Origin of the sequence: Caloramator sp. Dgby_cultured_2, assembly GCF_028872215.1 — a bacterium.
Lineage (GTDB): Bacteria > Bacillota > Clostridia > Clostridiales > Caloramatoraceae > Caloramator > Caloramator australicus.
This window is the reverse complement of the sequence record NZ_CP118396.1, coordinates 2,419,475-2,443,561: the sequence shown is the minus strand read 5'-3', so window position 1 is coordinate 2,443,561 and position 24,087 is coordinate 2,419,475. Positions and strand designations below refer to the sequence as shown.

Annotated in this window: 18 protein-coding genes, 3 tRNA genes, 1 other RNA gene and 13 pseudogenes; 7 read left to right on the top strand and 28 right to left on the bottom strand. The window is 34.8% G+C overall.

The annotated features are described in order from the left end of the window. Positions 1-93 precede the first annotated feature (93 nt). The 4 genes and pseudogenes from dnaX to PWK10_RS17080 form a co-directional block, all read right to left on the bottom strand. Positions 94-1,690: pseudogene (gene dnaX, locus PWK10_RS20210) on the bottom strand (DNA polymerase III subunit gamma/tau). Between the two features lie 90 nt (positions 1,691-1,780). After that, positions 1,781-2,045, bottom strand: an RNA gene (gene ffs, locus PWK10_RS17090) — signal recognition particle sRNA large type. A 3-nt stretch (positions 2,046-2,048) separates the two neighbouring features. Further along, positions 2,049-2,141, bottom strand: a tRNA-Ser gene (locus tag PWK10_RS17085). Between the two features lie 61 nt (positions 2,142-2,202). Beyond that, positions 2,203-3,009, bottom strand: a complete 807-nt coding sequence (locus PWK10_RS17080) for a response regulator (RefSeq protein WP_274766861.1) — start codon at positions 3,007-3,009, stop codon at positions 2,203-2,205. Positions 3,010-3,109: 100 nt separating this feature from the next. On the opposite strand from PWK10_RS17080, the gene PWK10_RS17075 reads away from it, so the two are divergent. Further along, positions 3,110-3,760 (top strand): Mpv17/PMP22 family protein, encoded by a 651-nt coding sequence (locus PWK10_RS17075; protein WP_008909406.1) that lies wholly within the window; start codon positions 3,110-3,112, stop codon positions 3,758-3,760. A 1-nt stretch (position 3,761) separates the two neighbouring features. Here PWK10_RS17075 and PWK10_RS17070 read toward each other — a convergent pair whose 3' ends face one another. From PWK10_RS17070 to PWK10_RS20205, 5 genes and pseudogenes are all read right to left on the bottom strand, one after another. Continuing rightward, the gene (locus tag PWK10_RS17070; protein ID WP_008909405.1) at positions 3,762-4,709 is read right to left on the bottom strand and encodes a 2-hydroxyacid dehydrogenase; all 948 of its coding nucleotides are present in this window, start codon (positions 4,707-4,709) and stop codon (positions 3,762-3,764) included. Between the two features lie 47 nt (positions 4,710-4,756). Beyond that, a tRNA-Ser gene (locus PWK10_RS17065) sits at positions 4,757-4,845 on the bottom strand. Between the two features lie 23 nt (positions 4,846-4,868). Next, positions 4,869-5,334, bottom strand: a pseudogene (gene tadA, locus PWK10_RS17060) (tRNA adenosine(34) deaminase TadA). 44 nt (positions 5,335-5,378) lie between these two features. Next, positions 5,379-5,455: transfer RNA gene (locus PWK10_RS17055), tRNA-Arg, on the bottom strand. A gap of 79 nt (positions 5,456-5,534) precedes the next feature. Then, on the bottom strand, positions 5,535-5,612 hold the full coding sequence (locus PWK10_RS20205) for a hypothetical protein (protein WP_446715398.1): 78 nt from the start codon (positions 5,610-5,612) through the stop codon (positions 5,535-5,537). A 334-nt stretch (positions 5,613-5,946) separates the two neighbouring features. Here PWK10_RS20205 and PWK10_RS17050 point away from each other — a divergent pair, with 334 nt between their 5' ends. Beyond that, the gene (locus PWK10_RS17050; protein ID WP_274768357.1) at positions 5,947-7,044 is read left to right on the top strand and encodes a 6-phosphofructokinase; all 1,098 of its coding nucleotides are present in this window, start codon (positions 5,947-5,949) and stop codon (positions 7,042-7,044) included. 23 nt (positions 7,045-7,067) lie between these two features. On the opposite strand, the pseudogene PWK10_RS17045 reads toward PWK10_RS17050, so the two are convergent. The 3 genes and pseudogenes from PWK10_RS17045 to PWK10_RS17035 form a co-directional block, all read right to left on the bottom strand. After that, positions 7,068-7,819, bottom strand: a pseudogene (locus PWK10_RS17045) (sulfite exporter TauE/SafE family protein). 12 nt (positions 7,820-7,831) lie between these two features. Further along, a complete protein-coding gene (locus tag PWK10_RS17040; protein ID WP_274766860.1) occupies positions 7,832-8,008 on the bottom strand; it encodes a hypothetical protein in 177 nt (58 codons plus the stop codon). Positions 8,009-8,055: 47 nt separating this feature from the next. Further along, complete coding sequence (locus PWK10_RS17035) at positions 8,056-8,244, bottom strand: hypothetical protein (RefSeq protein ID WP_274766859.1); 189 nt, start codon at positions 8,242-8,244, stop codon at positions 8,056-8,058. 123 nt (positions 8,245-8,367) lie between these two features. On the opposite strand from PWK10_RS17035, the pseudogene PWK10_RS17030 reads away from it, so the two are divergent. Beyond that, a pseudogene (locus PWK10_RS17030) lies at positions 8,368-8,912 on the top strand (pyruvate kinase alpha/beta domain-containing protein). A 10-nt stretch (positions 8,913-8,922) separates the two neighbouring features. Further along, a pseudogene (locus tag PWK10_RS17025) lies at positions 8,923-10,055 on the top strand (aldo/keto reductase). Here PWK10_RS17025 and PWK10_RS17020 read toward each other — a convergent pair. From PWK10_RS17020 to pyrB, 16 genes and pseudogenes are all read right to left on the bottom strand, one after another. Then, the gene (locus tag PWK10_RS17020) at positions 10,034-10,717 is read right to left on the bottom strand and encodes a hypothetical protein (protein WP_274766858.1); all 684 of its coding nucleotides are present in this window, start codon (positions 10,715-10,717) and stop codon (positions 10,034-10,036) included. The pseudogene PWK10_RS17025 and the gene PWK10_RS17020 sit on opposite strands and share 22 nt — an antisense overlap. 56 nt (positions 10,718-10,773) lie before the next feature. Then, a pseudogene (locus PWK10_RS17015) lies at positions 10,774-12,024 on the bottom strand (D-serine ammonia-lyase). Between the two features lie 45 nt (positions 12,025-12,069). Further along, positions 12,070-12,891 (bottom strand): amidohydrolase family protein, encoded by an 822-nt coding sequence (locus tag PWK10_RS17010; RefSeq protein WP_274766857.1) that lies wholly within the window; start codon positions 12,889-12,891, stop codon positions 12,070-12,072. An 8-nt stretch (positions 12,892-12,899) separates the two neighbouring features. Beyond that, positions 12,900-13,094: a hypothetical protein gene (locus tag PWK10_RS17005; RefSeq protein WP_274768356.1), complete on the bottom strand. Its 195-nt coding sequence runs from the start codon at positions 13,092-13,094 to the stop codon at positions 12,900-12,902. 176 nt (positions 13,095-13,270) lie between these two features. Beyond that, positions 13,271-13,462: a PspC domain-containing protein gene (locus PWK10_RS17000; RefSeq protein ID WP_008909394.1), complete on the bottom strand. Its 192-nt coding sequence runs from the start codon at positions 13,460-13,462 to the stop codon at positions 13,271-13,273. 61 nt (positions 13,463-13,523) lie between these two features. Next, positions 13,524-14,564, bottom strand: coding sequence for a TIGR04013 family B12-binding domain/radical SAM domain-containing protein (locus tag PWK10_RS16995; protein WP_274768355.1), 1,041 nt, complete (start codon positions 14,562-14,564; stop codon positions 13,524-13,526). A 17-nt stretch (positions 14,565-14,581) separates the two neighbouring features. Beyond that, positions 14,582-14,797 (bottom strand): hypothetical protein, encoded by a 216-nt coding sequence (locus PWK10_RS16990; RefSeq protein WP_274766855.1) that lies wholly within the window; start codon positions 14,795-14,797, stop codon positions 14,582-14,584. A 109-nt stretch (positions 14,798-14,906) separates the two neighbouring features. Next, positions 14,907-15,431: pseudogene (locus PWK10_RS16985) on the bottom strand (FMN-dependent NADH-azoreductase); the annotation flags it as partial. Between the two features lie 215 nt (positions 15,432-15,646). Continuing rightward, positions 15,647-16,124 (bottom strand): annotated as a pseudogene (locus tag PWK10_RS16980) (MarR family winged helix-turn-helix transcriptional regulator). A 41-nt stretch (positions 16,125-16,165) separates the two neighbouring features. Next, positions 16,166-16,721 (bottom strand): annotated as a pseudogene (gene pyrE, locus PWK10_RS16975) (orotate phosphoribosyltransferase). 13 nt (positions 16,722-16,734) lie between these two features. Then, a pseudogene (locus PWK10_RS16970) lies at positions 16,735-17,610 on the bottom strand (dihydroorotate dehydrogenase). Between the two features lie 9 nt (positions 17,611-17,619). After that, positions 17,620-18,342, bottom strand: a pseudogene (locus PWK10_RS16965) (dihydroorotate dehydrogenase electron transfer subunit). Continuing rightward, a pseudogene (gene pyrF / locus PWK10_RS16960) lies at positions 18,323-19,174 on the bottom strand (orotidine-5'-phosphate decarboxylase). The pseudogenes PWK10_RS16965 and pyrF overlap by 20 nt, the downstream one beginning before the upstream one ends. 45 nt (positions 19,175-19,219) lie before the next feature. After that, entirely contained in the window at positions 19,220-20,359 is a 1,140-nt protein-coding gene (locus PWK10_RS16955) for a dihydroorotase (RefSeq protein WP_274766853.1), read from the bottom strand. A gap of 2 nt (positions 20,360-20,361) precedes the next feature. Then, the gene (locus tag PWK10_RS16950) at positions 20,362-20,793 is read right to left on the bottom strand and encodes an aspartate carbamoyltransferase regulatory subunit (RefSeq protein WP_008908745.1); all 432 of its coding nucleotides are present in this window, start codon (positions 20,791-20,793) and stop codon (positions 20,362-20,364) included. Beyond that, positions 20,787-21,714, bottom strand: a pseudogene (pyrB, locus tag PWK10_RS16945) (aspartate carbamoyltransferase). The gene PWK10_RS16950 and the pseudogene pyrB overlap by 7 nt, the downstream one beginning before the upstream one ends. A 361-nt stretch (positions 21,715-22,075) precedes the next feature. On the opposite strand from pyrB, the gene PWK10_RS16940 reads away from it, so the two are divergent. From PWK10_RS16940 to PWK10_RS16930, 3 genes are all read left to right on the top strand, one after another. Next, on the top strand, positions 22,076-22,426 hold the full coding sequence (locus PWK10_RS16940; RefSeq protein WP_274766852.1) for a Chromate resistance protein ChrB: 351 nt from the start codon (positions 22,076-22,078) through the stop codon (positions 22,424-22,426). A 112-nt stretch (positions 22,427-22,538) separates the two neighbouring features. After that, positions 22,539-23,399, top strand: coding sequence for an MFS transporter (locus PWK10_RS16935; RefSeq protein WP_274766851.1), 861 nt, complete (start codon positions 22,539-22,541; stop codon positions 23,397-23,399). Beyond that, complete coding sequence (locus PWK10_RS16930) at positions 23,387-23,743, top strand: MFS transporter (protein ID WP_274766850.1); 357 nt, start codon at positions 23,387-23,389, stop codon at positions 23,741-23,743. Before PWK10_RS16935 ends, PWK10_RS16930 begins: the two co-directional genes overlap by 13 nt. Positions 23,744-24,087: the final 344 nt, after the last annotated feature.

Below are 24,087 nucleotides of genomic sequence, written 5' to 3'. Positions count from 1 at the left end.
CTCCTTGTAGCCTTTATATTATTATATGCAAATACTTGAATGTGGGTCTTTAAAAATTATACCATTTTTTTTATATCTCTCCAAGCCATTAATTTACTCAACCACTTCAACTATATCCTCACCAAAAATTTCCTTTGTCTTTTTAATAGCTTCCTCTATATCATTCTTTTCCTCTTTAACCTCAAGTCTTATCTTAACTGGTTTTCTTAAAACCTTAGAGAAGGCCTCTATAATAAACTTTTATTGTCTCCCTCTTCGATTTTCTTTTTGAAAAGGCATATTTACCTTCAAAGGTTATAGTTATTTCCCCATTTTTTACAGATGTAACATCCCCTAAATTAAGTAGGGAAGCAAGGCTCATCCTTTTATTTACTTTTAAATAATTTAAAACATCCTGCCATGCTATTCTAGCTTCATCTAAAGTAACATCAACAGTTAATGCAGCCTCCTCCTTTGCCTCCTGTTTTGATGGTTCTTCTACCTTTAATATTTGTTTTGTCTCTTTTTGTGTTCTTCCTTTAAATTTACATTTATAGTTACATTTCCAGATTTTATAGCTTCCTCTAATCTATTTAATCTATTTAAAATAACTTCTAAGGAAGTGTCATATTCTATTCTACAAAACTTAATCACCGCCATCTCAAGGGCGATCCTTGGCTGCATAAATGTTTTTGCATCGTTTTCCGCCTCTATAAATATATTTATCCCCCTCATTATTTCTTCACTTGAAATTCTGCCTGCTTGATTTTTAAGCTCCTTTATATAATCTATACTTGCATCTATAATCTCTGAAGGGTTTTTAGAGACTTTAACCATTAAAAGGTTTCTAAGATGAGCAATAATTTCTTCTATAAAATTGTTTATATCCTTACCTTCTAATATAATTTTATCTACAAGTTTCAGTGAATTTTGAATATCCTTTTCAATTATCAAATCAACAAGTTTAAAAATATTTTCCTTTGATGTTAAACCTAGTATTGATATAACGCTTTCATAATCTATTTTGCCGCTTACTGTAGAAACCAATTGATCAAGTAAAGACAAGGCATCTCTTAATGCACCATCAGAATTTGAAGCTATAAGATCCAAAACATTTTCTTCAATCTCTACTCCAATTTCGTTTACAATAAGCTTTAGTCTTTCCTTAATCTCATCCTTTTTAATTCTCTTAAAATTAAACCTCTGGCATCTTGATAAAATAGTTACCGGAACCTTTTGAGGGTCTGTTGTAGCTAATATAAATACAGCATATTCAGGGGTTCCTCTAAGGTTTTTAAAAGAGCATTAAAGGCATGAGTTGACAGCATATGAACTTCGTCTATTATATATACCTTGTATTTTGCCTTTGAAGGAGGAATTGAAACAGTATCGATAAGATCCCTAGCATTCTCAACTCTATTGTTAGATGCAGCATCTATTTCAATAAAATCAAGTAATGTTCCTTTGTTTATTCCTGAACATATTTCGCACTCATTACATGGATTCCCATCTATTGGATTTAAACAGTTTATAGCCTTTGCAAATATTCTTGCTGTCGATGTTTTACCTGTTCCTCTAGTTCCTGAAAAAGATAAGCATGCGATATATGTCCAGCTTTTATTTGATTTTTTAAAGTTTTAACGATAGGCTCCTGTCCGACAACTTCGTCAAAGTTTTGAGGTCTCCATTTTCTATAAAGAGCAATTCTCATAAAATCAGCTCCTTTAAAAATTAAGCTGGTGACTTAGCACCAGCTTGATGTCTGTATATAAAAAAGACCTGGCAATCCAGATCTTTAAGGCCGTGCACCTTGCCTTGATATAAACCTACAGGCGTTACCCTGGTAGTTAGCTCCAACCAGGCTTCCCCATGGCACACAGAAGTGCCTGCTTACCGTTGCTTCCTCCCGGACCTGGCGGGGTTCACAGGTTTCTGTTGCATAGGACCCAGTTATCAACACCACTTGCCAGGGGCAGTCCCCACAGGCAGGTACCTCAGCAAGGAATTCAACCCTGCTATAGCGGATTGCAGGTTACAGGGCACCGCTACCTCCCCGTCTAGCACGGCCATGGCGGAGAGAGCGGGATTCGAACCCGCGGAACCCTTTATAGGGGTTCACACGATTTCCAGTCGTGCTCCTTCGACCTCTCGGACATCTCTCCATATGGCACTTATAGATTATACTATATTTAACGAAATAATTCAATAACAATTTTTGTAAGCTTATGCCTTTTCTTCTTCTATCTTATTTATTTCTTGGTTTATTTCCCTTGTTATTTTTTCTTTAGCCAATTTATATAATTCAAGGGCATCTTTTGCCTCGGATGGATATTCGGATATTCCAATATACCACTTTCCAATAAGATATTCCTTTATCCTATCGATTACCACCTGTGCTCCATTTAACCCGGTAAAGGGCAATATCGCACAAAAAGTTGAAGTTCCAAGTTCAAGAACGGTGTCTACTTTCCTTAACCTGTTTGATATATCATTTATGATTTCATTAATCTTTATATCCTTTTCGCTTTCGCAGCTAGCAATAATCAAAGTTAAATTATAATTCCCTCTTTTAGCCCTTTCTATTTCATTTTGTAGAGCATCAATTAACTTTTTATAATTTGTTTCTTTTTTATCTAATATTAATTTTTCCACCCTCTTTAAAATTTCAGATGTTTTAAAGGGTTTATTAAGGTAATCATTAACTCCCTTTTCTATAGCCTTCTTAACCGTAACCATTGTAGCATCAGAAGTTAACATCATAATTGGAACATTCTTATAATTTTTAAACTCTTCATCTTTCCTTAAAAGTTCTACCAAATAAAATCCATCTTTATTGGGAAGATGAACGTCAAGAATAATAAGATGAAACTCGCCATTTTTTCTTTTTATCGCAGCTATAGCTTCATCCACACTTGAAGCTAACTCAACGGAATATCCTTCCATTTGAAGAATTTCTTTTAAAGAAACTTGTATTAAGTTTGAGTCATCTACCAATAAAACATCCTTAGCTTTTGATTTTTCAATTATCATAATAGTCTTCCCCTCAACCTTTTAAAAATTGTTTAAGTTGTCCCACATATGATATAATATTGGAAAATACAAAAATTTCAATAAATTTAGGGGGATAAAGATGAAGAAAAAGGATTTTCTATGGCTTACCGCTCTTTTATTAGTTATTTTTATTCTAATCTACAAACCAACTCATGTTGCTTTTGTTACTCTTACAAAGTCCCACCCTTATATTATGGGATTTATAAAGGTATCCATCCTTGCTACAATGGGAGAACTTTTAGCCATAAGACTTCAAACGGGGGACTATAAAAAACCCCATGGATTAATTTATAGGTTTATAATCTGGGGCTTTTTAGGAATGGTCTTTGCCCTTGTTTTTGATCTATTTTCTTCCGGAGTTAGTGCTTGCATAGAAAAAAGCTTATTGCCTAAGAGTAGTTTAAGGTTCTGGCCGGCATTTTATACAAGTGCACTTATGAACCTTATTTTTGCACCAACCTTTATGGCCCTCCACAGAATAACCGATACCTTTATAGACCTTGGAGAGGGTAAACTTAATAAAATATTAAAGGTTAAACTTAATGATGTTATATCAAAAATAGATTGGAATACCTTTATTAGTTTTGTAGTTTTAAAAACCATCCCGTTCTTTTGGATTCCTGCTCATACAATAACCTTTTTACTTCCATCTGAATACAGAGTATTAATGGCATCCTTTTTATCGATAGCCCTAGGTGCTATTTTATCTTTAGCAAAACGTAAAAAGTAATCTATACAACGGGTGTTAAAGGCTTCTGACCCTTTAATACCCTTATTATATTTTCTGCAGCAAGGCGAGCCATCTCATTTCTTGTATTTATTGTTGCACTGCCTATATGAGGTAAAAGTATAACATTATCCATACTTTTAAGTTCCTCTTCAATTTGAGGTTCAAATTCATAAACATCAAGACCTGCGCCAAATATTCTTCTATTCTTTAACGCCTTTACAAGAGCCTTTTCATCAACAAGAGGTCCCCTTGCAGTGTTTATAAGAATTGCAGTTTCTTTCATCATATCAAAATCTTTTTCAGATATAATATGATAGGTTTCATCTGTTAAAGGTGCATGTAGTGAGATAAAATCAGATTCCTTTATTAAAGTTTCTTTATCTACATAAACTGCGTTAAAATCCCTTTCGAATTCTAAATCCCTTCTCCTGTTATGGTATATTATTTTCATGTCAAATCCCATACTTCTTTTAGCAAAGGCTTTACCAATCCTTCCTGCGCCAATTATGCCTAAGGTTTTACCTTTTATATCACAACCTAAAAATAAATTAGGTTCCCACCCTGTAAATTTACCTTCCCTTGTAAATTTATCCGCCTCAACTATTCTCCTTGCAACAGAAAGCAATAGAGTAAAGGCAAGGTCAGCAGTTGCATCTGTCAAAACATCCGGCGTATTTGTAACGATAATCCCCCTCTTTTTAGCCTCTAAAACATCTATGTTATTAAAGCCTACCGCATAGTTTGCAAAAATCTTTATCCTTTTAGCATTATCCATAACTTCTGCATCGATAGTATTATTTAAAAGACATAATACTCCATCTGCATCCTTTATTTTTTCTATAAGTTCCTTCTTGCTTAAATGCTTTCCTCTATTTACCTCAACTTCAAAGTGCTCCTTTAATAATCTTACTGCAATTTCTGGGATCTGGTAGGTAATATATACCTTCATACTATTCCTCCTTTAAATATATAAAAAATCCGGCAAAAGCCGGACATTGGCGGAGAGAGTGGGATTCGAACCCACGGTGGAGTTGCCCCACGCTTGATTTCGAGTCAAGTGCCTTAGACCTCTCGGCCATCTCTCCATACTAAATATATATTACAATTTTTATATAAAATTATCAATCCTTTTTCTTTTGCTTTTAAAAAACTCTTTTAAGAGTTTACTACACTCATCCTGTAAAACTCCCTCAATGATTTCTATTCTGTGATTGAGCCTTTCATCTGCTACAATGTTATATAAACTTCCACAGGCCCCTCCCTTAGGATCCCTAGTCCCAAAAATCAAAGTTTTTATTCTAGAATTTACAAGGGCTCCTGCACACATCGGACAAGGTTCTAGGGTTACATACATAGTGCAGTCTAAAAGGCGCCATCCCCTAATGCCATGCATGCCTCATTGATTGCAAGGATTTCAGCATGAGCTGTGGCATCCCTTAAGGTTTCCCTTAAATTATGAGCCCTTGCTATTATTTTCCCATCCTTAACTATTATAGCTCCAACGGGAACCTCATCTAAAAAAGGCACTTTTTGGCTTCTTCGATGGCTATTTTCATAAAATATTCATGATTCATAAAATCACCACTTAAAAATAAAAATCAAGCCCGAAGGCTTGATCTGGTGCACCTGAGAGGATTCGAACCTCCGGCACACGGTTTAGGAAACCGTTGCTCTATCCTGCTGAGCTACGGGTGCATAATGTTTACAATTTTATTATAATTGATTATTTTAATTTGTCAATTACATTATATAGAAGGACAAACAAAAATAGGGGCTATCCCCTATTTATTTTCGTTTGCCTTTTTTGATATTTTGCGATAAACTTATCCAATAATTGGCTTAACTTAACTATCTCATCATCAACAATAAAATTTTTTCTTCTAATCTTCTATCCATCTTCCTTCTTAAGTATTCAATTTTTTCGCGCAAAATCCTCATGGCATTCCACCTCTTTTTTTTAACCTGGTTTCCCAAGTTAAAGAGGTCTGCCTGTTAAATTCAGTAATCTTTTTTAATTATAACACAAATAATAAATATTTCAAAAGGTTATTTATCGACAAAAAATCCATCTTATTTCTTAATCGACTTTTTTGTTAATAATAAATAACTTTTTTGAATATAATAAATATTTTATATATTATTTGAACAATATATAATATAAGTTAGATTTTAATAACGGGGGTGTAATTAATGTCGCAAATCAAAAAATTGCTATTTTAACTGGTGGTGGAGATTGCCCTGGCTTGAATGCAGTAATAAGAGCTGTAACAAGAACTGCAATTTTAAAATACGGCTATGAAGTTATTGGCTACAAATACGGTTATAGGGGGCTTTATCTAAACGATTTTATTCCTCTTACTTTAGATAGTGTAACTGGGCTTATTCACAAAGGAGGAACAATACTTTATACCTCAAATAAAGATAACCTTTTCGACTACCAAGTTGAAGAAAATGGTCAAATTGTTAAAAAGGACGTTTCCGACGTTGCAATTGAAAACATGAAAAAGGAAGGCGTTGATGCCTTAGTTGTTGTTGGTGGGGATGGAACTTTAACAAGTGCAAGGGATTTTTCAAGAAAGGGAGTTAAGGTTGTTGGAGTTCCTAAAACAATCGACAACGACCTTGGTGGAACTGACTACACATTTGGTTTTAACACTGCAATTGAAGTTGTTACTGAAGCCCTAGATAGACTACATACCACAGCTGAATCCCATCATAGAATTATGATACTTGAAGTTATGGGAAGAAATGCAGGTTGGATTGCTCTACATGCAGGAATTGCAGGTTCAGCTGATGTTATACTAATTCCTGAAATACCATTTGATTTAGATAAAGTAGTTGAAAAAATAGAAGAAAGAAGAAAAATGGGAAGATTGTTTAGCATAATTGTTGTGGCTGAAGGCGCAAAGCCAAAAGGAGGAGAAGTTGTAGTCAGCAAGATAGTAAAGGACAGCCCAGACCCAATAAGACTTGGAGGTATTGCCCATAAACTTGCAAATGAACTTGAACAAAGAATAAAAACTCATGAAATAAGAGCAACTATTTTGGGCCATGTTCAAAGAGGAGGTTCACCTTCAACATACGACAGAATACTCTCAACAAGATATGGAGTTAAAGCCGTTGACCTTATAGCAGAAGGAAAATTCGGCAACATGGTATGTCTAAAGGGAGACGACATATCATATGTTCCACTTGAGGACGTTATAGGAAAAGAAAAATACGTTGATCCAAATGGAGAACTTGTTCAGGTTGCAAGAAGCGTTGGAATATCCTTTGGAGACTAATAAAGCAGGCATCTGCCTGCTTTTTATATGTTTATAAAATTATATAGCATCCTTAAAGCAACTAAAATAGACATCGTTACAAATATAGGTTTTATAAATTTAGATCCCTTAAAAAGTGCTGCTTTAGTTCCAAGGCGCGCTCCTATAATCATAAATAGAGCAACTGGAATTGCTATCTTATAATCCACCATTCCTTTGTAGGCAAAAACTATTAAAGAAGCAATATTGCTCAAAAATTCAAAAACCTCGCATTTCCTGCAGCATTTAAAAAATTAAAACCATAAATATTTATAAGCCCAAAAATCAAAAAGGAGCCTGTCCCAGGTCCAAAGAAGCCATCATACCCACCTATAAATAATGCTAAGATCATACCCAATAATAGGTTTCTTCTATTTAAACCATTAAAATTATCCTCTTGACCAATCGTTTTTGAAAAAAGCGTATATATACCAACAAAAAGAACAAGGATTAAAACCATAGCATAAAGATACCTTTGGTTTATTTTTAAAACTAAGTTTACGCCAATGACAGCTCCAATAAAGGTCATAGGCGATAAATATTTAAGTAATTCTTTATTTGTAGTTCCTGATTTTATGTATTTGATTGAACTTGTTAAAGATGCCGTCGTAGCAGAGAATTTGTTTGTTCCAAGAACCATATGTGTTGGTAAACCATAGAGCATAAAGGCTGGAACAGAAATAAGTCCCCCACCACCTGCAATGGAATCCACAAAGGCTGCAACAAACCCTACTATGCATAAAAGTAAAAGTTTCATATTATCCCCCTGTTATTTAGCCTTTCTTCTTGATGATTTTCCACCCTCTATAACTTGAATTTTAATATCATGCCTATCAACTTTTTCAGAAAGCTCGTCAACCTTTGCTTCCAATCTTTTTATGGCTTCTGTGTTCTGCACATAACCATCAAACAAAGTCTTTTTCATCTCTTTTAGTTCATTTTCCATAGTCACTTGATTGTTTTCTACCTTATTTAGTCTTTCTTCTACTCCGTCTAGTCTTTTTCTACCCTATCTAGCCTTTCTTCTACCCTGTCTAGCCTTTCTTCTACCCTGTCTAGCCTTTCTTCTACCCTGTCTAGTCTTTCTTCTACCCTGTCTAGTCTATTATTAACTTCTTTAAAACCGTTCTGCATTTCGCTATACAATTTGGTTAGAAGATCAAAAACCTTATCGTTTTCCATGACAATCCCTCCATGAAACATTATAACACTATTATATAAATGAAAACAACAAAATTCTATTTTCATTTTTTGGCAAAAATATATTAAAATTATTATTAAGAAATAAAAGTAGGAGGTGCTAAAATGTATTTTGAAACCGCAGGAAGGCACAATACAGCAAAAACCATAGAACTTGCCCTAAAGGTTGCAGAAGAAAAGGGCATAGATTATATCGTCGTTGCATCCTGTTCAGGATATACTGCAAAGTTTTTAGCTGGTAGTGGCAAAAATATTATAGTTATAACCCATGTAAATGGTTTTGAAGAACCTGGAGTTATGGAAATAGATGAAAAAACAATAGAAGATCTTAAAAAGCTTGGATTTAAAGTTTATACGGGAACCCATGTTTTGTCTGGTGCAGAAAGGGGAATATCAAAAAATTTGCTGGCATATATCCTGTTGAAATTATGGCCCATACACTTAGAATGCTCGGACAAGGTGTTAAAGTTGCTGTAGAAATTTCAATTATGGCCCTTGATGCTGGGCTAATCCCCTACGGTGAAGATATAATAGCAATAGGAGGAACAGGAGAAGGCGCTGATACTGCCGTTGTGATAAGGCCTTCCCATGCAGCATCAATATTTGAAACTAAAATCAAAGAGATAATTTGTAAACCATATGAATTTTAGGAGGGTTGTTATGCAATATAGAAAATTCGCAAAGGACCTTGAAGTTTCTGCTTTAGGTTTTGGAATGATGAGACTTCCAATTTTAAATGGTGATGAGGGGCAAATAGATAAGGAAAAGGCATTTAAAATGGTAAGATATGCAATTGATAATGGAGTTAATTACATAGATACAGCATATCCTTATCATAAGGGAAATAGTGAAATATTTACTGCTGAAGTTTTAAAGGGAGGTTATAGAAAAAAGTTTTACTTGCCACTAAAATGCCCGTTTGGCTTGTAAATGAAAAGGATGATTTTGAAAGATTATTAAATGAACAGCTAAATAAATTAGAAACTAACCATATAGACTGCTATCTTCTTCATGCCCTTTCAAAAATTCATGGGAAAAGGTATATAACCTTGGAGTTTTAGATTTTTTAGTAAAGGCAAAAAATGAAGGTAAAATTAAAAAAATTGGTTTTTCTTTTCACGATGAATTCAATGTTTTTAAAGATATAATAGATGCCTTTGAATGGGACTTTTCACAAATCCAATTCAACTATCTTGATGAAGATGAACAGGCAGGATTAAGAGGACTAAAATATGCCCATTCTAAAGGAATTTCTATAATAGTCATGGAACCATTAAAAGGAGGGAAACTTGCTAAGGAGCCTCCAGAAAAAGTAAAGGATATTTGGAATTCACACAATGTTAAAAGAACACCTGCCGAATGGGCATTAAGATATGTCCTAAACTTTGAAGAAGTATCTTTGTTACTTAGCGGAATGAGCACAATTGAACAGGTAGAGGAAAACTTAAAGGTTATCAATGATGCTTATCCTTATTCTCTAAATGAGGAGGAAATAAAATTAATTAAAAAGGTGAAGGAAACATATAAAAGCCTTAACCAAATTGGCTGCACAAGTTGCAAATACTGCATGCCTTGCCCCTTTGGTGTTGATATTCCAAGGAATTTTTCAGTTTACAACATGTGCCTTCATATACAACGATTTAGAGGGAAGCAGAAAAGTTTACAATAACTACATAAATAAAGAAAATAGAGCTGAAAACTGTAAAGAATGCGGAAAATGTGAAGATGTATGCCCACAAAAGCTTCCTATAAGGAGTCTTTTAAAGGATGTTCATAAAACACTTGCAGAATAATCAAGGGCCAATTTAGGCCCTTCTTCTTTAACTATATAGAAGATTAATATAATAATAAAACCTATGACTGCAACCGTTGCAAATGGGTTAAAGAAATACTTAACCACTACATAAATAAAAGGCATCTTTAACCAATCGACAACTGTAAATTTTTCCTTTTCACCAATTGCAAGGGAATATTTTCCCTTTTCGCCATCTGAAAAGACTGCAACATAATATTCTCCATCCTCAGGAATTTCTCCCCTTATAGTTTGCCTTATATAGTATTTAGTCTGGGTAAATTTTTCATAAAAGTATTCCTTAGGTGAAGGCTTTATTACTAAACTTCCATACCCTTCAGGAATATCAAAGGGTAGCTTATCCCTCTGCTTTATGCCCTTTCCGATAATAGCAAAGGAGGGGCTAAAATCCTCATTGCCTTTAATGATTGGAATTGTCATTTGGACAAACAAAGGATCCTTATTTTTTGCCTCAAATTTTACAAAATCTACGTCATCGATTTTATCAAGGCTTCCATAAATTGCATAACTTATAGTGTGGTCCTTTACAACAATTGGTTTTTCAAAGGTAGTATCCCTTGTTTCAAATATAGGCTTGTGAGCAAAAACAACAGATGTAAAAAGAACAAGAAAAATTAAAGAAAGAAAAATAGTTCTTTTCATAGCAACCCTTCCAAAACATAATTCAATACATTATATGATTTATTTTATCCAATTTTTCAAATAATATTCTTACCCCTAATATACATTTTTTCATAAATATCGTCAGGAACAAATATTCCTCCTGTAGCCCAGGCTATATGAATTGCATTTTGGGATGCTTCTAAAAGTAGTGGACCCTTTAATGAAGCCGCCGCTGATGGCTCAATCTTAATATCTTCACTATCCTTTAAAAGGGCAAGAAGTTTAAAAAGTTCATCATCTTCAATTGTATAGATACCATCAATTAAAATCTCTGCTATTTTTGATACAAGCTTTGAGGGCGATCCAACTGCAAGACCATCTGCTTCCGTCTTATTATCAATTCCATAATCATTAACATGCACCTTTTCATGTTTCCCTGTTACAAGGCCTAAAAGCATGCAGGGTGAATGGGTTGGCTCTACAAAGTAGCAGAAAACATCATCCTTAAATACATGTTTGAGCCCAAATGTTATTCCACCTGGTGCTCCTCCAACCCCACAGGGCAAATATACAAATAAAGGATTATCCTTATTTATTTTTATTCCTAACTCTTCAAGCTGCCTTTTAAGCCTTAGGGCTGCTACAGAATATCCCAAAAAAGGTGCTTTGAATTTTCATCATCCACAAAATAAGCATTTTTATCACCTTCACACTGCCTTCTTCCCTCTTCAACTGCCTTTGTATAATCCTCCTTGTATTCAATAACATTGCATCCCCTATCCCTTAGGATCTTTTTCTTCCATTCCTTAGCATCATGGGACATATGAATATCCACTTTAAAACCTAAAGCCGAAGCCATAATACCTATAGATAAACCTAAATTCCCGGTAGAACCTACAGCAATTTTATAATTTGAGAAAAATTTTTTAAAGGATTCCTCAGATAACTTTGAATAATCATCATCCTTTGATAACAATCTATTTTCCATTGCTAGGTCCTCGGCATGTTTTAAAACCTCATAAATTCCTCCCTTGCCTTTATGGAACCTGCAACCTTTAAATAATTATCGCACTTTAAAAATAGTTTTCCATTTATTTTCTTTTTGTATTTATTTTCCAGTTCCAATTTCATATTTTTTATCTCAACCAAAGGTGATTCAATAATCCCATCCTCCGTTTCAGGAAATAATTTTTTTATTAAAGGTGCAAACCTTTTAAGCCTATCCTCAGCCTCAAGGATATCCTCATAAGTTAAATCTATTTTCTTTAATGCATCATCGGCATTTAATTTTTTGGATTTTCCCAAAAGATTGGCTGCAAACCCTTTATCTTATCTAAAACTTCCATAATACTCCCCCAAATTTTTATAAAGGCCTGATAAATTATCAGGCCCTATATACTGTATACACATTCCCCATCTATATAAACCTTTTCCGCCCTTGCCCTTAAGTCAAAGGGATGGTGGCTCCAAATTACTATATCAGCATCCTTTCCTTCTTCAATACTACCTATCCTATCCTCCAAGCCAAGGATCCTTGCTCCGTTTATGGTAAGCATTTTAATTAGATCCTCCTCCTTTGCACCATACCTTAAGGCAACACCTGCATGAATATTAGCATGTTCTAAGTGGATTACAGGATGATCACACATTATTGAAATTAAAACGCCCTTTTCGTTTAAAATCTTAATAGCCTCATAGGTTTTATCCTTCAGCTCAAGCTTTGTGTTAAATCCAAATAACGGTCCAACGACAACAGGAACGTTTTCTTTCTTTAAATAATCAGCAATCTTATATCCTTCTGTTCCATGTTCTAAAACAAACTTAAAGCCAAATTCCTCAGCTATCCTTATAGCTGTTAATATATCATCCTTCCTATGGCAGTGGATCCTTGCTGGAATCTCACCCTTTAAAACCCTTTCTCCTATTTCAAGCTTTATATCCCTTTCTGTAAATTCCTTTCCCTCTTTTTGTGCGTTTTCCTTTTTCTTTATATAATCCTGAACCTTCATAAAATATCCTCTTATAACTGCTGCTGTCCCAAGCCTTGTGGAAGGAGTTTGATTTTTACCTCCATAAACCCTTTTAGGATTTTCTCCAAGGGCCATCTTTAAACCTGCTGGTTCCTTTATAATCATCTCATCAACTATTTTGCTTCTTAATTTTAATATTGCCCCTTGACCTCCGATTGGATTTGCACTTCCAGGAAGAATCATAACAGTAGTTACTCCCCACTTAAGGCCCTTTCAATTGCACTGTCATCGGGATTAAATGCATCTATTACCCTTACATGGGCAGTTACAGGATCCGTTGCTTCGTTTCCATCCTGATAAATAGATCCTACCCCCTCTTCGAATAATCCAAGGTGGCTGTGGGCATCGACAAACCCTGGAAATACGAATTTTCCAGAAGCATCGATAATTTCGCAGTCCTCTTCAATGTTCTCTGCAAGTTTTTTAATTTTCCCGTCCTCAATTAATACATCCCCCTAAAGGGTTGTCCAACAGCAGGGTATATAAATCCCCCTTTAATAATCCTTTTCAAATTAATCCCCCAAATCGTAATAAGTTATTATATAAGGCTAATCCAAAATAGCTAGCCTATTGGCTCCTCAGGAATAACAATCCAGCAAATAATATAGGCAAGTATCCCAGAACCTCCAAGCATTACAATAAGCACCCATAAAAGCCTTACGATTGTTGGGTCCATGTCAAAATACTTTGCAATACCTCCACATACCCCAGCTATCATCCTATCTGTCCTTGACCTGTATAATCTTTTTTCCATAAAAATTCCCCCTAAACTATCCTTGATAATTATTATATCGTATTTTTATAAAATATTACCACTAAATAATTCCATAATTTAGATATTTATATATTTTCTCCGCTTGTCTTTCTTGAACCGTCCAGTTTCCAAATACTACGTTTTTATCTTCCTTTAACATTTTGCTTATAGTTTCCTTTATCTTAGGATCTATCCTCCCTGGTTTTTCCTTGCTATAGGCTGTTTGGGGAAGGGGCATAAAGGTATGAGCATGTATCCTTGCACCTAAATTTGCAAGTTCCTTCATAAATTTAATGGTATCTAAAACGTCCCTTTCTGTTTCTCCTGGAAGACCAAATATAAAATCAACATCAGGGATATAGCCATATTTTACTGATAGTTTAACCGCCCTATAAACATCCTCAAGGGTATGTCCTCTTCTTGAATTTTTTAATATACAAGGGCTACCGCTTTGTGCCCCTATTATAATATTCTTATTATCTGCATATGTCTTTAAAAGCTCAAGCGTATCCTCCCTTACATGCTCCGGCCTTACTTCTGAGGGAAAGGAACCTATATTTATGGTCCCTTTAGGCTTATAAAGTCTATTCACTTCCCTTAGAAATATTTCAAGTCCCTTTATGTTAACTTCTCTCCCATCCTCAGAAAGATAAGAAAAGGCGTTTGGGGTTATAACCCTAAAATCCGTTAAATTTCTTTTTATCATCCTCTCTGCGGCCTCCAGGACCTTTTCTATGCTTCTGTGTCTTACCTTTCCTCCGAAAATATGGGATGTTTGACAGAAATTGCAGGCAAAGGGACAACCTCTTGTTATCTCAATATGTCCAAATTTGCCAAGCATATATGGGAAGGGTGGATATTTATCAAGGTCAACGTAGTCCCTTTTTCCTGTATAGCAAACATTATCATCCTTTAAAAAGGCTATTCCCTTTATATTAAGATAATCTTCATCCAATTTAATCCTTCTGAAAAACTCAACTATAGAATCCTCAGCCTCACCCACAAAAACTACATCAAATCCTAACTTCAACGTTCCTTCAATATCCCCTGTTGGATGAGGTCCTCCTGCAATAAGAAGGACCTCCTTATGATCATTCTTAATCCTTTTTACTAAATCGTTTACCTCCCAAATTTGGGTTGTAAAAAGGATGTTCCAACTACTGTCATATCGTAGTTTTGCTTTATTTCACAAAGGCCTTTTATTAAGTCCTCTTCTTTTTTAACAAAATATATTGGAATGTCCTTTGTAACCTCATCAACCCCAAGAGCCGCTGAAAGCGCATTAAAGCTATTTCTGTTAAGCTTACTGTAATAAACTACGAAGGCAACTTTCATTTCTATCACCCTTTATTAACGTGCTACTTAAATTATAACACCCCAAAAATAAAAATAAACCAGGATAACCTGGTTTAAAAACTTAAATCTTAAGTGCCTGTATCTTTAATTAAAACCTTCTTGATATTTCTTTAATTTTTTCTTCCACCTTGTTTTTTACCTCATATGGATGCAAAAGTGCTGTCCCTTCAAGAAGAATTGATTCGAAATCGTTAACTCCTATGAATGCGAGCACTGTTTTTAAGTATCTATCTCCAAGTTCCATTTCCTTAATTGGACTATCAGTGTAGATGCTGCCAGAAGCTTGTATATGAAGGGCTTTCTTGCCATTTAATAAACCAATAGGACCGTTTTCAGTATATTTAAAAGTCTTTCCTGCTATACAAATATTGTCTATATAGGCCTTTAACATTGGTGGAATTGTAAAGTTCCATAGTGGTGATACAAATATATATTTGTCAGCTGAAATAAATTCATCTACAATTTCATTCATTCTTGCAACTTTTTCCTTTTCATCTTCTGTTAAATCGTCAAAAGATGCACCTCCTTGAAACTTTCCCCATGCATTTAAAACATCAGCATCAATTAAAGGGATGTTTTCAGCATAGACATCAATCTTCCTAATTTCGTCTTCAGGGTTATTTTGTTTGTAATTTTTTAAAAATTCTTCACCTGCCCAAAGGCTAAAAGAATTTTCGACTTTTTAGGATTTGCAGTAATGTATAAAACCTTTCTCATTTACTTTTCCTCCTTTTATATTTTTTATTATATTTTTTATTAAATATATTATTTTTAAACCTTATTTCTACTAATTCAAAATATACTAATTAGTAACATATTGATAAAAAATTAGAGTTTATTGTTAAGCTTTTTAAGTAGATTAATTAAAATTTTTTTTCCTCTAATGAAAGATTGATCAAAGCATTGTTTAGCTCTTCGAGGTGAATTGGAAAAATTTCTTCTATTTTTCTTCTGCCTTTTTCAGTAATACTTATAATGGATGCTCTTCTGTCATTAGGATCCTGGTATCTTTTAACCATTCCACTCTTCTCAAGATTATCGATAACGGCTGTCATATTACCGCCTGTAGAAAGAATCTTTTCAATTATCTCCCCGATTCTTAAATCGCCTTTGTGGTATAATGCCTCAAGAACACCAAATTGAGACGGAGTTAAACCTCCTTCCTTAAATACTTTGTTCAATCTTTTTAATATTGTTTGATAACTTCTGCTGATTGCAATTAGGGTCTTCAAATTAATATCATTTATTTCTCCATAAGACTTCCTATTCATATAATTAATATACTACTAATTAGTAATAATGTCAATTAAATTTTACGCAGTAATCTTAAGTGACAGGCACTTAAGATTAAGATTTTTGTGTTTTAGGCTTTATTAAAGGGATTCCTTTTTTGCATAAGGGGCAATCTGCTTCTTCATAGGTTTCTATATCAAGCTTTATGGCACTGTATATTGGGTATTCAAATTCCCTGCTGCTTCTATCCACTATGCAGGCTATTCCAACAACTTCTCCTCCCAATGCTTTTACAACTTCTATGGTGCCTCCCGAGGATTTCCCTGTTGTTACAACATCCTCTGCTATTAACACCTTTTGCCCCTTTTTATTTCAAATCCTCGTCTTAAGACAAAACCTTCGCCCTCTTTTTCAGTAAACATAGCTACCTTTCCCATCTGCCTTGCAATTTCATAGGATACCAAAACTCCCCCATCGCAGGACCAACAACCACATCAAACTCAACATCCCTTAGCTTTTCTACCACATTTTTTAAAACAACCTCAGCTTTATCCGGGAACATCATAAGCTTAGAACACATTATAAATCTATCGCTGTGCCTTCCTGAAGTCAAAAGAAAATGCCCTTCTAACAATGCACCGGTTTCAAGAAGAATTTTCATTACATCCATCTCTATCCCTCCATTAAACTATCCCTATAATTTCTTCTATGCTGTTTGTCCCCTGCTCCTTTAAAAGTTTTCCATTCCCTTTATAATCTCTATGCAGGCAAAGAGGTTTATAAAATTTGCTGTTCCAACCTGCACAAGGCTTGCCCCTGCCATCATAAACTCTATTGCATCCTTGTAGTCTTTTATACCGCCAATACCTATAACAGGAACATCAACTGCCTTTGAAACCTCATAGACCATCCTTAGGGCTATCGGCTTTATTGAAGGTCCTGACAAACCTGCAAATACGTTTTTAAACACAGGCTTTCTTTTATAAATATCTATTGCCATAGCTTTAAAGGTATTTACAAGGGATATTCCATCAGCACCTTCTTCTACACAGGATACCGCCATATCGACGATATCCTCAGCATTAGGTGAGAGCTTAACTATAAGAGGTTTTTTAACTACTTTTCGAACCTCCCTTACAACCTCCCTTGCAACCTTTGACTTTATTCCAAAGTTCATTCCACCCTCCTTAACATTTGGGCAGGATATATTAAGTTCTATTATATCTACATCGCTTTTATCAAGCTTTTCTGCACCCTTTACATATTCTTCTATGCTTCCTCCACTAAGGTTTGCAATTACAACCGTGTTTAAGCTTTTCATAAAGGGAAGTTCATTTTCTATAAAATAATCTATTCCTGGATTTTGAAGGCCTACGCTATTTAACATTCCGCATGCCGTTTCATAGCACCTTTCCCCTTCATTTCCTTCCCTTTTTAAGGGTTAATCCCTTTGTTGCAATTCCTCCAAGAATAGATACATCATAAAGTTCATTGTATTCTCTTCCAAATCCAAAGGTTCCAGAAGCTGCAATAACAGGGTTTTTAAATTTTTCCCCCATAAAGTAACTTCAAGCATCTAAAAGAACCTCCTCACCTTTAAATATTGGTCCGTCTTTACATACCCTTCTCATCCCATCCTTTGTTTTACACGTGCATACAAGGCAGGCTCCTATTCCACAGGCCATTTTGCTCTCCATCAAAAGATAAAGGGAGTTGCAGTTTTTTCGCATATCCTTTTAACTTTATCCATCATAACTAAAGGGCCACAGGTTATTACTAGGTTATAATCAAAAGGATTAAATATATCGGTTACATAACCCTTATAACCTACCCTTCCACTTTCTGTGGTTATAAACAATTCTTTGTTCCTTAAATTTTCTATCCCATATACTTCATCCCTAAATCCAAAGTATATGTCAACATCTGCCTCTATCTTTTTTGCAAAGTAAGCCAAAGGTGCTATCCCAATTCCTCCCCTATTAGAGCAACTTTACCCTTTATCCTTGATATATCCATTCCATTTCCTAAGGGGCCTAAAGCTTTAACCTTATCTTCCTTTTTTAATCTTGATAATTTCTCCGTTCCCTTTCCTTTAACCTCATAAAGAAAGCTAATATAATCCTCTCCTTTATCGTATATGCTAAAGGGTCTTGAAAGGATGGGCTCATCCTCCCAAGACTTTAGCATGAAAATTGCCCTGGCTTTACTTCGTATTCGCCCTTTAATGTAAGTTTATATATATTTTCAGCCACCATTACATTTTCTAAAACATCAAGGGATTTGTATTGCATTTGTTATCTCCTCCCTCATCCTTAAAACTTCTTTTCTTGCTGCAATATCGAAATCATCCTCGTATTTTTTATAGGCCAAAAGAATCCCCCTTGATGAGTTTACAACTCCTCCGTTTCCATCTACTAAAAGCCTTTTAACGTCTTCTGCCCCTCCGCCCTGAGCACCATAGCCAGGGATTAAAAAGAACATACCATTTAACTTTTTTCTTATATCTAGAGCCTCATCGGAGTTTGTGCATCCGACAACTGCACCAATCGGACTATACCCGTATTTACCTAAATTTTTTTCGATATATGGCTTTAGGAAATCATAAACCCTTTCAAAAACCCTTTTTCCCCCTGCATATAAAGTTTGAAGATCTTTGCAGGAGGGGTTTGATGTCTTTACTAAGACAAATATTCCCTTCTCCTTATCCACATACTCTAAAAAAGGTATTATACTATCTATTCCCATATACGGATTTACTGTTATTAAATCCACCTCAAAATCTCCTTCAAAGTGAGCCCTTGCATACATCTTTGCAGTATCAGAAATATCGGATCTTTTAATATCGCCGATAACTATATTCCCTCTACTTTTTAAATATTTTACAGTTTTGCTATAGACCTTCATTCCCTCTATTCCTAAGGCTTCATAGTAGGCGATTTGAACCTTAAAGCAGGCTACTACATCCTCCGTTGTATCTATTATCCTTTTATTGAATTCAAATAGAGCATCATAGGGGATGCAAACTTGTTTAAAAATCCTTTGGAATATAATCTAATGAAGTGTCAAGCCCCACACATACATGTCCCTTTTTTCTACTGCTTCATATAACCTATCTATAATCAAATCAATCACCCCTAAAAAGAACTTTTCCTGCCTTTATAGTTGAAACTACCCTTCCATAAACTTCATATCCATCGAAGGGATTGTTTTTCCCCTTTGATAAAAAGCTTGATGGATCAATTTTATAATTCTTTTTAAATCAACCAAAACCAAGTCTCCATCGTATCCTACCTCTATTTTTCCTTTGTTAAGCCCCATTATCCTTGCAGGGTTTTCAGACATAATCTTTATAAGTCTATTTAAAGTTATATGGCCCTCAAGAACAAGCTTCCTAAAGCATATAGGGAAGGCGACTTCAATGCCTGAAATCCCCATAGCTCCCTTTTCCTTATCCTCTTTAGTATGGGGTGCATGGTCCGTTGCTATGGCATCTACATATCCCCTTTTAATCGCCCTTATCAAAGCTTCTATATCTTCTCTTTCCCTCAATGGTGGATTTACTTTATAATTAAGACTACTTGTTCCGAAAATATGATGGGGCGTAACTTCACAGGTTATCTTAATTCCCTTATCTTTTGCAGTCGCTATCTCCTCCATCGCCTCTTTGGTGCTTACATGGGCTATATGGAGGCTGCATCCTGTAAACTTTGCAAGCTCTATATCCCTTTTTGTCATTAAGTTTTCTGAAAGCCTTGTATCTATCTTTGAAATTTCATCATCCTCCGCATGAGATATCACTGTAATTCCCTTTTCCTTTGCAACTTGCATGGCAAGGAGCATCACTTTGTTGTTTACTATACCCTTTCCGTCGTCGGATATAAATTTAACCCTTTCATCTATCAATTTAAGATGATCTATATCCTTTCCTAACATATCCTTTGTTATTGTAACGGTTTGGTGAATGTCAACAAGTCCAATTCTTCTTGCCCTATCAAGGACATAATCAACTATATCCATATAAGAGCAGGTAGGATTTGTATTGCCCATAAGATTAACGGCAGTATATCCTCCCTTTACCGCCGCCATTGAACCTGACAATATATCCTCTTTGTATTCATATCCTGGTTCCCTAAAGTGGGCGTGAAGATCTACAAAGGATGGGAGAAGGTATAGACCTTCTCCATCCAAAACTTCACAGTCCCTATTTAATATTCCTATATCTTCTATTTTTCCATTATTTATATAAACATCTCCACAGAAGGCCTTTGAGCTATCCACAATATTAACATTCTTTATTAAAAGTTCCATAATCAAACCTCCGAAAGGGTATATATCTCATCGCAATACATACACCTATATTCTCCCTTTTCCTTATCAACAAGGTAAAAGACATGATCTATATATTTTTCAATAGAGGTTACGCATCTTGGATTTTTGCAGTTTAAAACATTTTCCACCCTCTCTGGAAGCTCAAACTTCTTCTTTTCAACTATAACCTCATCCTTTATAACATTTATTGTTATGTTGGGATCAAGTATCCCAAGGATTGTAAGATCTATGTCAACTACATTTTCTATCTTTATAATATCCTTTTTACCAAGCTTTTCGCTTGGAACGTTCATTAGAAGACAAACTGCGCTATCTATCTTGTCAAGCCCAAGCATTTTAAATATTTTTATCCCAAGGCCGGCCTTAATATGATCTATTACTATTCCATTTTTTATGCTGTTTACTGTTAGCATACTTCCACCCCCAAAAGTTTCATTATAAGAGCCATTCTTACGAACATGCCATATTTTTCCTGTTCAAAGTATTTTGCCCTTTTATCCTCATCAACCTCAACTGCAATTTCATTAACCCTTGGAAGAGGATGCAGTATTATCATATCCTCTTTGGCTCCCTTTAATTTTGCCTTGTCGAGGATATAGCTATCCTTTAGCCTTAAATATTCCTCTTCGTTAAAAAATCTTTCCCTTTGAACCCTGGTCATATAAAGGATGTCTAATTTCCCTATAACATCCTCCATCCTTTCAACTTCTAAAAATTCTATATTGTTTTTTCTAATACTTCCCTTTTTATATAATCGGGAACCTTAAGCTCCTTTGGGGAAATTAAGATAAATTTGTTATTTTCGTATCTTGACATGGCTTTAATTAGGGAGTGGACAGTTCTTCCAAACTTTAAGTCGCCACAAAGACCTATGGTAAGATTTGAGAGAGTGCCCTTTAAAGATTTTATAGTTAGAAGATCCGTTAATGTTTGAGTTGGATGTTGATGCCCTCCATCGCCTGCGTTTATAACTGGAATTGAAGAATACATCGCTGCAACCCTTGGAGCTCCTTCCTTAGGATGCCTCATAACGGCAATATCTGCATAGCAAGCGATAGTTCTTATGGTATCTGCTATGCTCTCACCCTTTGCTACTGATGATGAATTTGGTTCTGAAAAACCTATTACCTGCCCTCCAAGTCTTAACATCGCTGCCTCAAAGCTAAATCTTGTTCTTGTGCTGGGTTCATAGAAAAGAGTTGCAAGAATCTTTCCTTGACATGCCTTTGAGAATTTTTCTGGATTTTTGAGATTTCTCCTCCAAGCTCTAAAATCTCGTCGATTTCTGAAGTTGTAAAGTCCATTGGGTCTAAAAGATGTCTTCCTTTTAACATATTATCTCTCCTTTCTAGCCTCGCTGGGCTAAATTAAAGGTTATATAAAAAGCCTTCCCTTGCGGGAAGGCATAGCAATCCTATAAACATATAAGTATTCCTTTGCCCACCTTCCCGGCCTCACAGGACCAGAGTTAAAGGTTCTTTTTGTAATGATAGCACATATATAAGGTTGTGTCAATAATTTATTAGAAAACCCCCAAAATTTTAATTTAACAATATTTACATAATTGCTCTCCTATACTATAATAAAAGTAACCAGTATTACATGTAACCAGTGTTACATTAAGGAGGGTGATTAATTGAACTGGCGGGCACTTATTTATCAGATTCCAAGGGAACCTCAAAAAACAGGGTTGCCGTGTGGAGAAGATTAAAATCCATTGGTTCCTTAAATGTCCTTCAATCTATATGGATCCTTCCAGATAACGACGAAAGCAGGGATGAGTTTTTAAAGCTTGTAGAGCAGATAAAAGAAGCTTCAGGCAAGGCATTTACCTGCATCATAACTATAGACGACGAAGAACAAAACAAAGCATTAATAGAAGGCTTTAACAAGGAAAGAGAAATAGACTATATTGAAATCCTTGAAAAATGCAAAGATTTTGAGAAGGAAATAGAAAAAGAAACAAAAAGGCAAAACTTTACCTTTGCAGAACTTGATGAAAATGAAGAGGAAGTTGAAAAGCTTTTTAAATGGTTTAAAAAATAGAAAAAAGGATTATTTTAATTGCCCCTTAAAGATGAGGCTGTTGAAGCCTTAGAAAAATGCAAAGTTTTATTAAATGATTTTAGAAATATTGTATATGAAAGGGATGAGGAAAATGGGTTTAGATTCAAATAAGAAAAAGGAAGCCTTAAAATTTATATTCTTGTTTGGACTTATTAGCGCTTTAGGGGATATAACCTATGAAGGTGCAAGAAGCGTATATGGAAATTATCTAGGTTTTCTCGGTGCAAGTGCCCTTTATATAGGAGTTATAACCGGTTTTGGCGAATTTTTAGGATATGCCTTTAGAATTTTATCAGGTTATTTTGTGGATAGGACAGGAAAAAACTGGGCTGCAGCAATATTAGGTTATGGCCTTTTAATCTCCGTTCCCCTCCTTGCCATTGCCGGTAACTGGAAAATAGCAGCTTTGTTTATAATCCTTGAACGCCTTGGTAAGGCAATAAGAAATCCCGGAAAGGATACCATGCTATCCCACGCCACAAAACACGTAGGAACTGGGGTTGGTTTTGGAATAAGCGAAGCTCTTGATCAATTAGGTGCAATAATAGGTCCTATGATATTTACTTTGGCCCTTTCCTTTTATGGAAGCTACAAAATAGGCTTTCATTTGATGTGGATTCCTGCAATTTTGACAGTAGCCGTTGTGTTATATACAAGATATAAATTCCCAAGCCCCCAGGATTTGGAGGAGGATTTTGAAAAGGCTTCAAAGGTCAACAGTAAAAACATATCAAATGATAGTTTATCTAAAAGCTTTTGGCATTATCTTTTATTTATCTTTTTAAGCATTTTAGGATTTGCAAACTTCCCTGTTTTATCCTATCATTTGATGAAGCAAAAAGTATTATCAGAGGCCATAATTCCTACTTTATATGCCCTTGCAATGGCACTAGATGGCGCCTTTGCTGTATTAGTAGGTAAATATTACGATAAAAAGGCTTGGGAACATTAATTTTAATACCTATATTAAGCATCCCCATCGTCTTTTTAGGTTTTTCCCAAAGTTCCCTTTTAGCTATAATCGCCATTGCCCTATGGGGATGTGTTATGAGCATCCATGAAACATTGATTAAAGCAGTTATTGCAGATATAATCCCCATCAAAAACAGAGGTAAAGCCTACGGAATATTCAACACTGTATATGGAGTTTCAATGCTTTTAGGAAGCACAATCATTGGCTATTTATATGACTTTTCAAAGCTTTATATATTCATTTATGTCGTAACAATCGAAATACTTGCAGCAATTGTATTTATTCTTTGGAAGAAAAACAATCCCCATGATGTTAAGGCGTAAAGCCTAACATCATGGGGTTTTACTATTTAATATTTTTATTTTTGGTTTCTGCTGCAATAATCTTAAATTCACTACGGTTAGCATTAACTCCTGATTTTAAAATTTTTATACTTTGTAAGTTTAGACCTGTTTCCCAAATTGAAAAATAAAAACTATTCATATTATAAACAATTACACAAACAATAAAAATTCCTAAAAAAATAGAAATCTACTTTTTTCATTAACTTCACCAAACCTTTAAAATTCTTCAAAAATCATAATCTTTCTTAATTTGACTCGTAAAAATATTTTTTGTCGGCAAAATAAATATCAATTGTATAATAGTTATAATAACATTTGTAGAT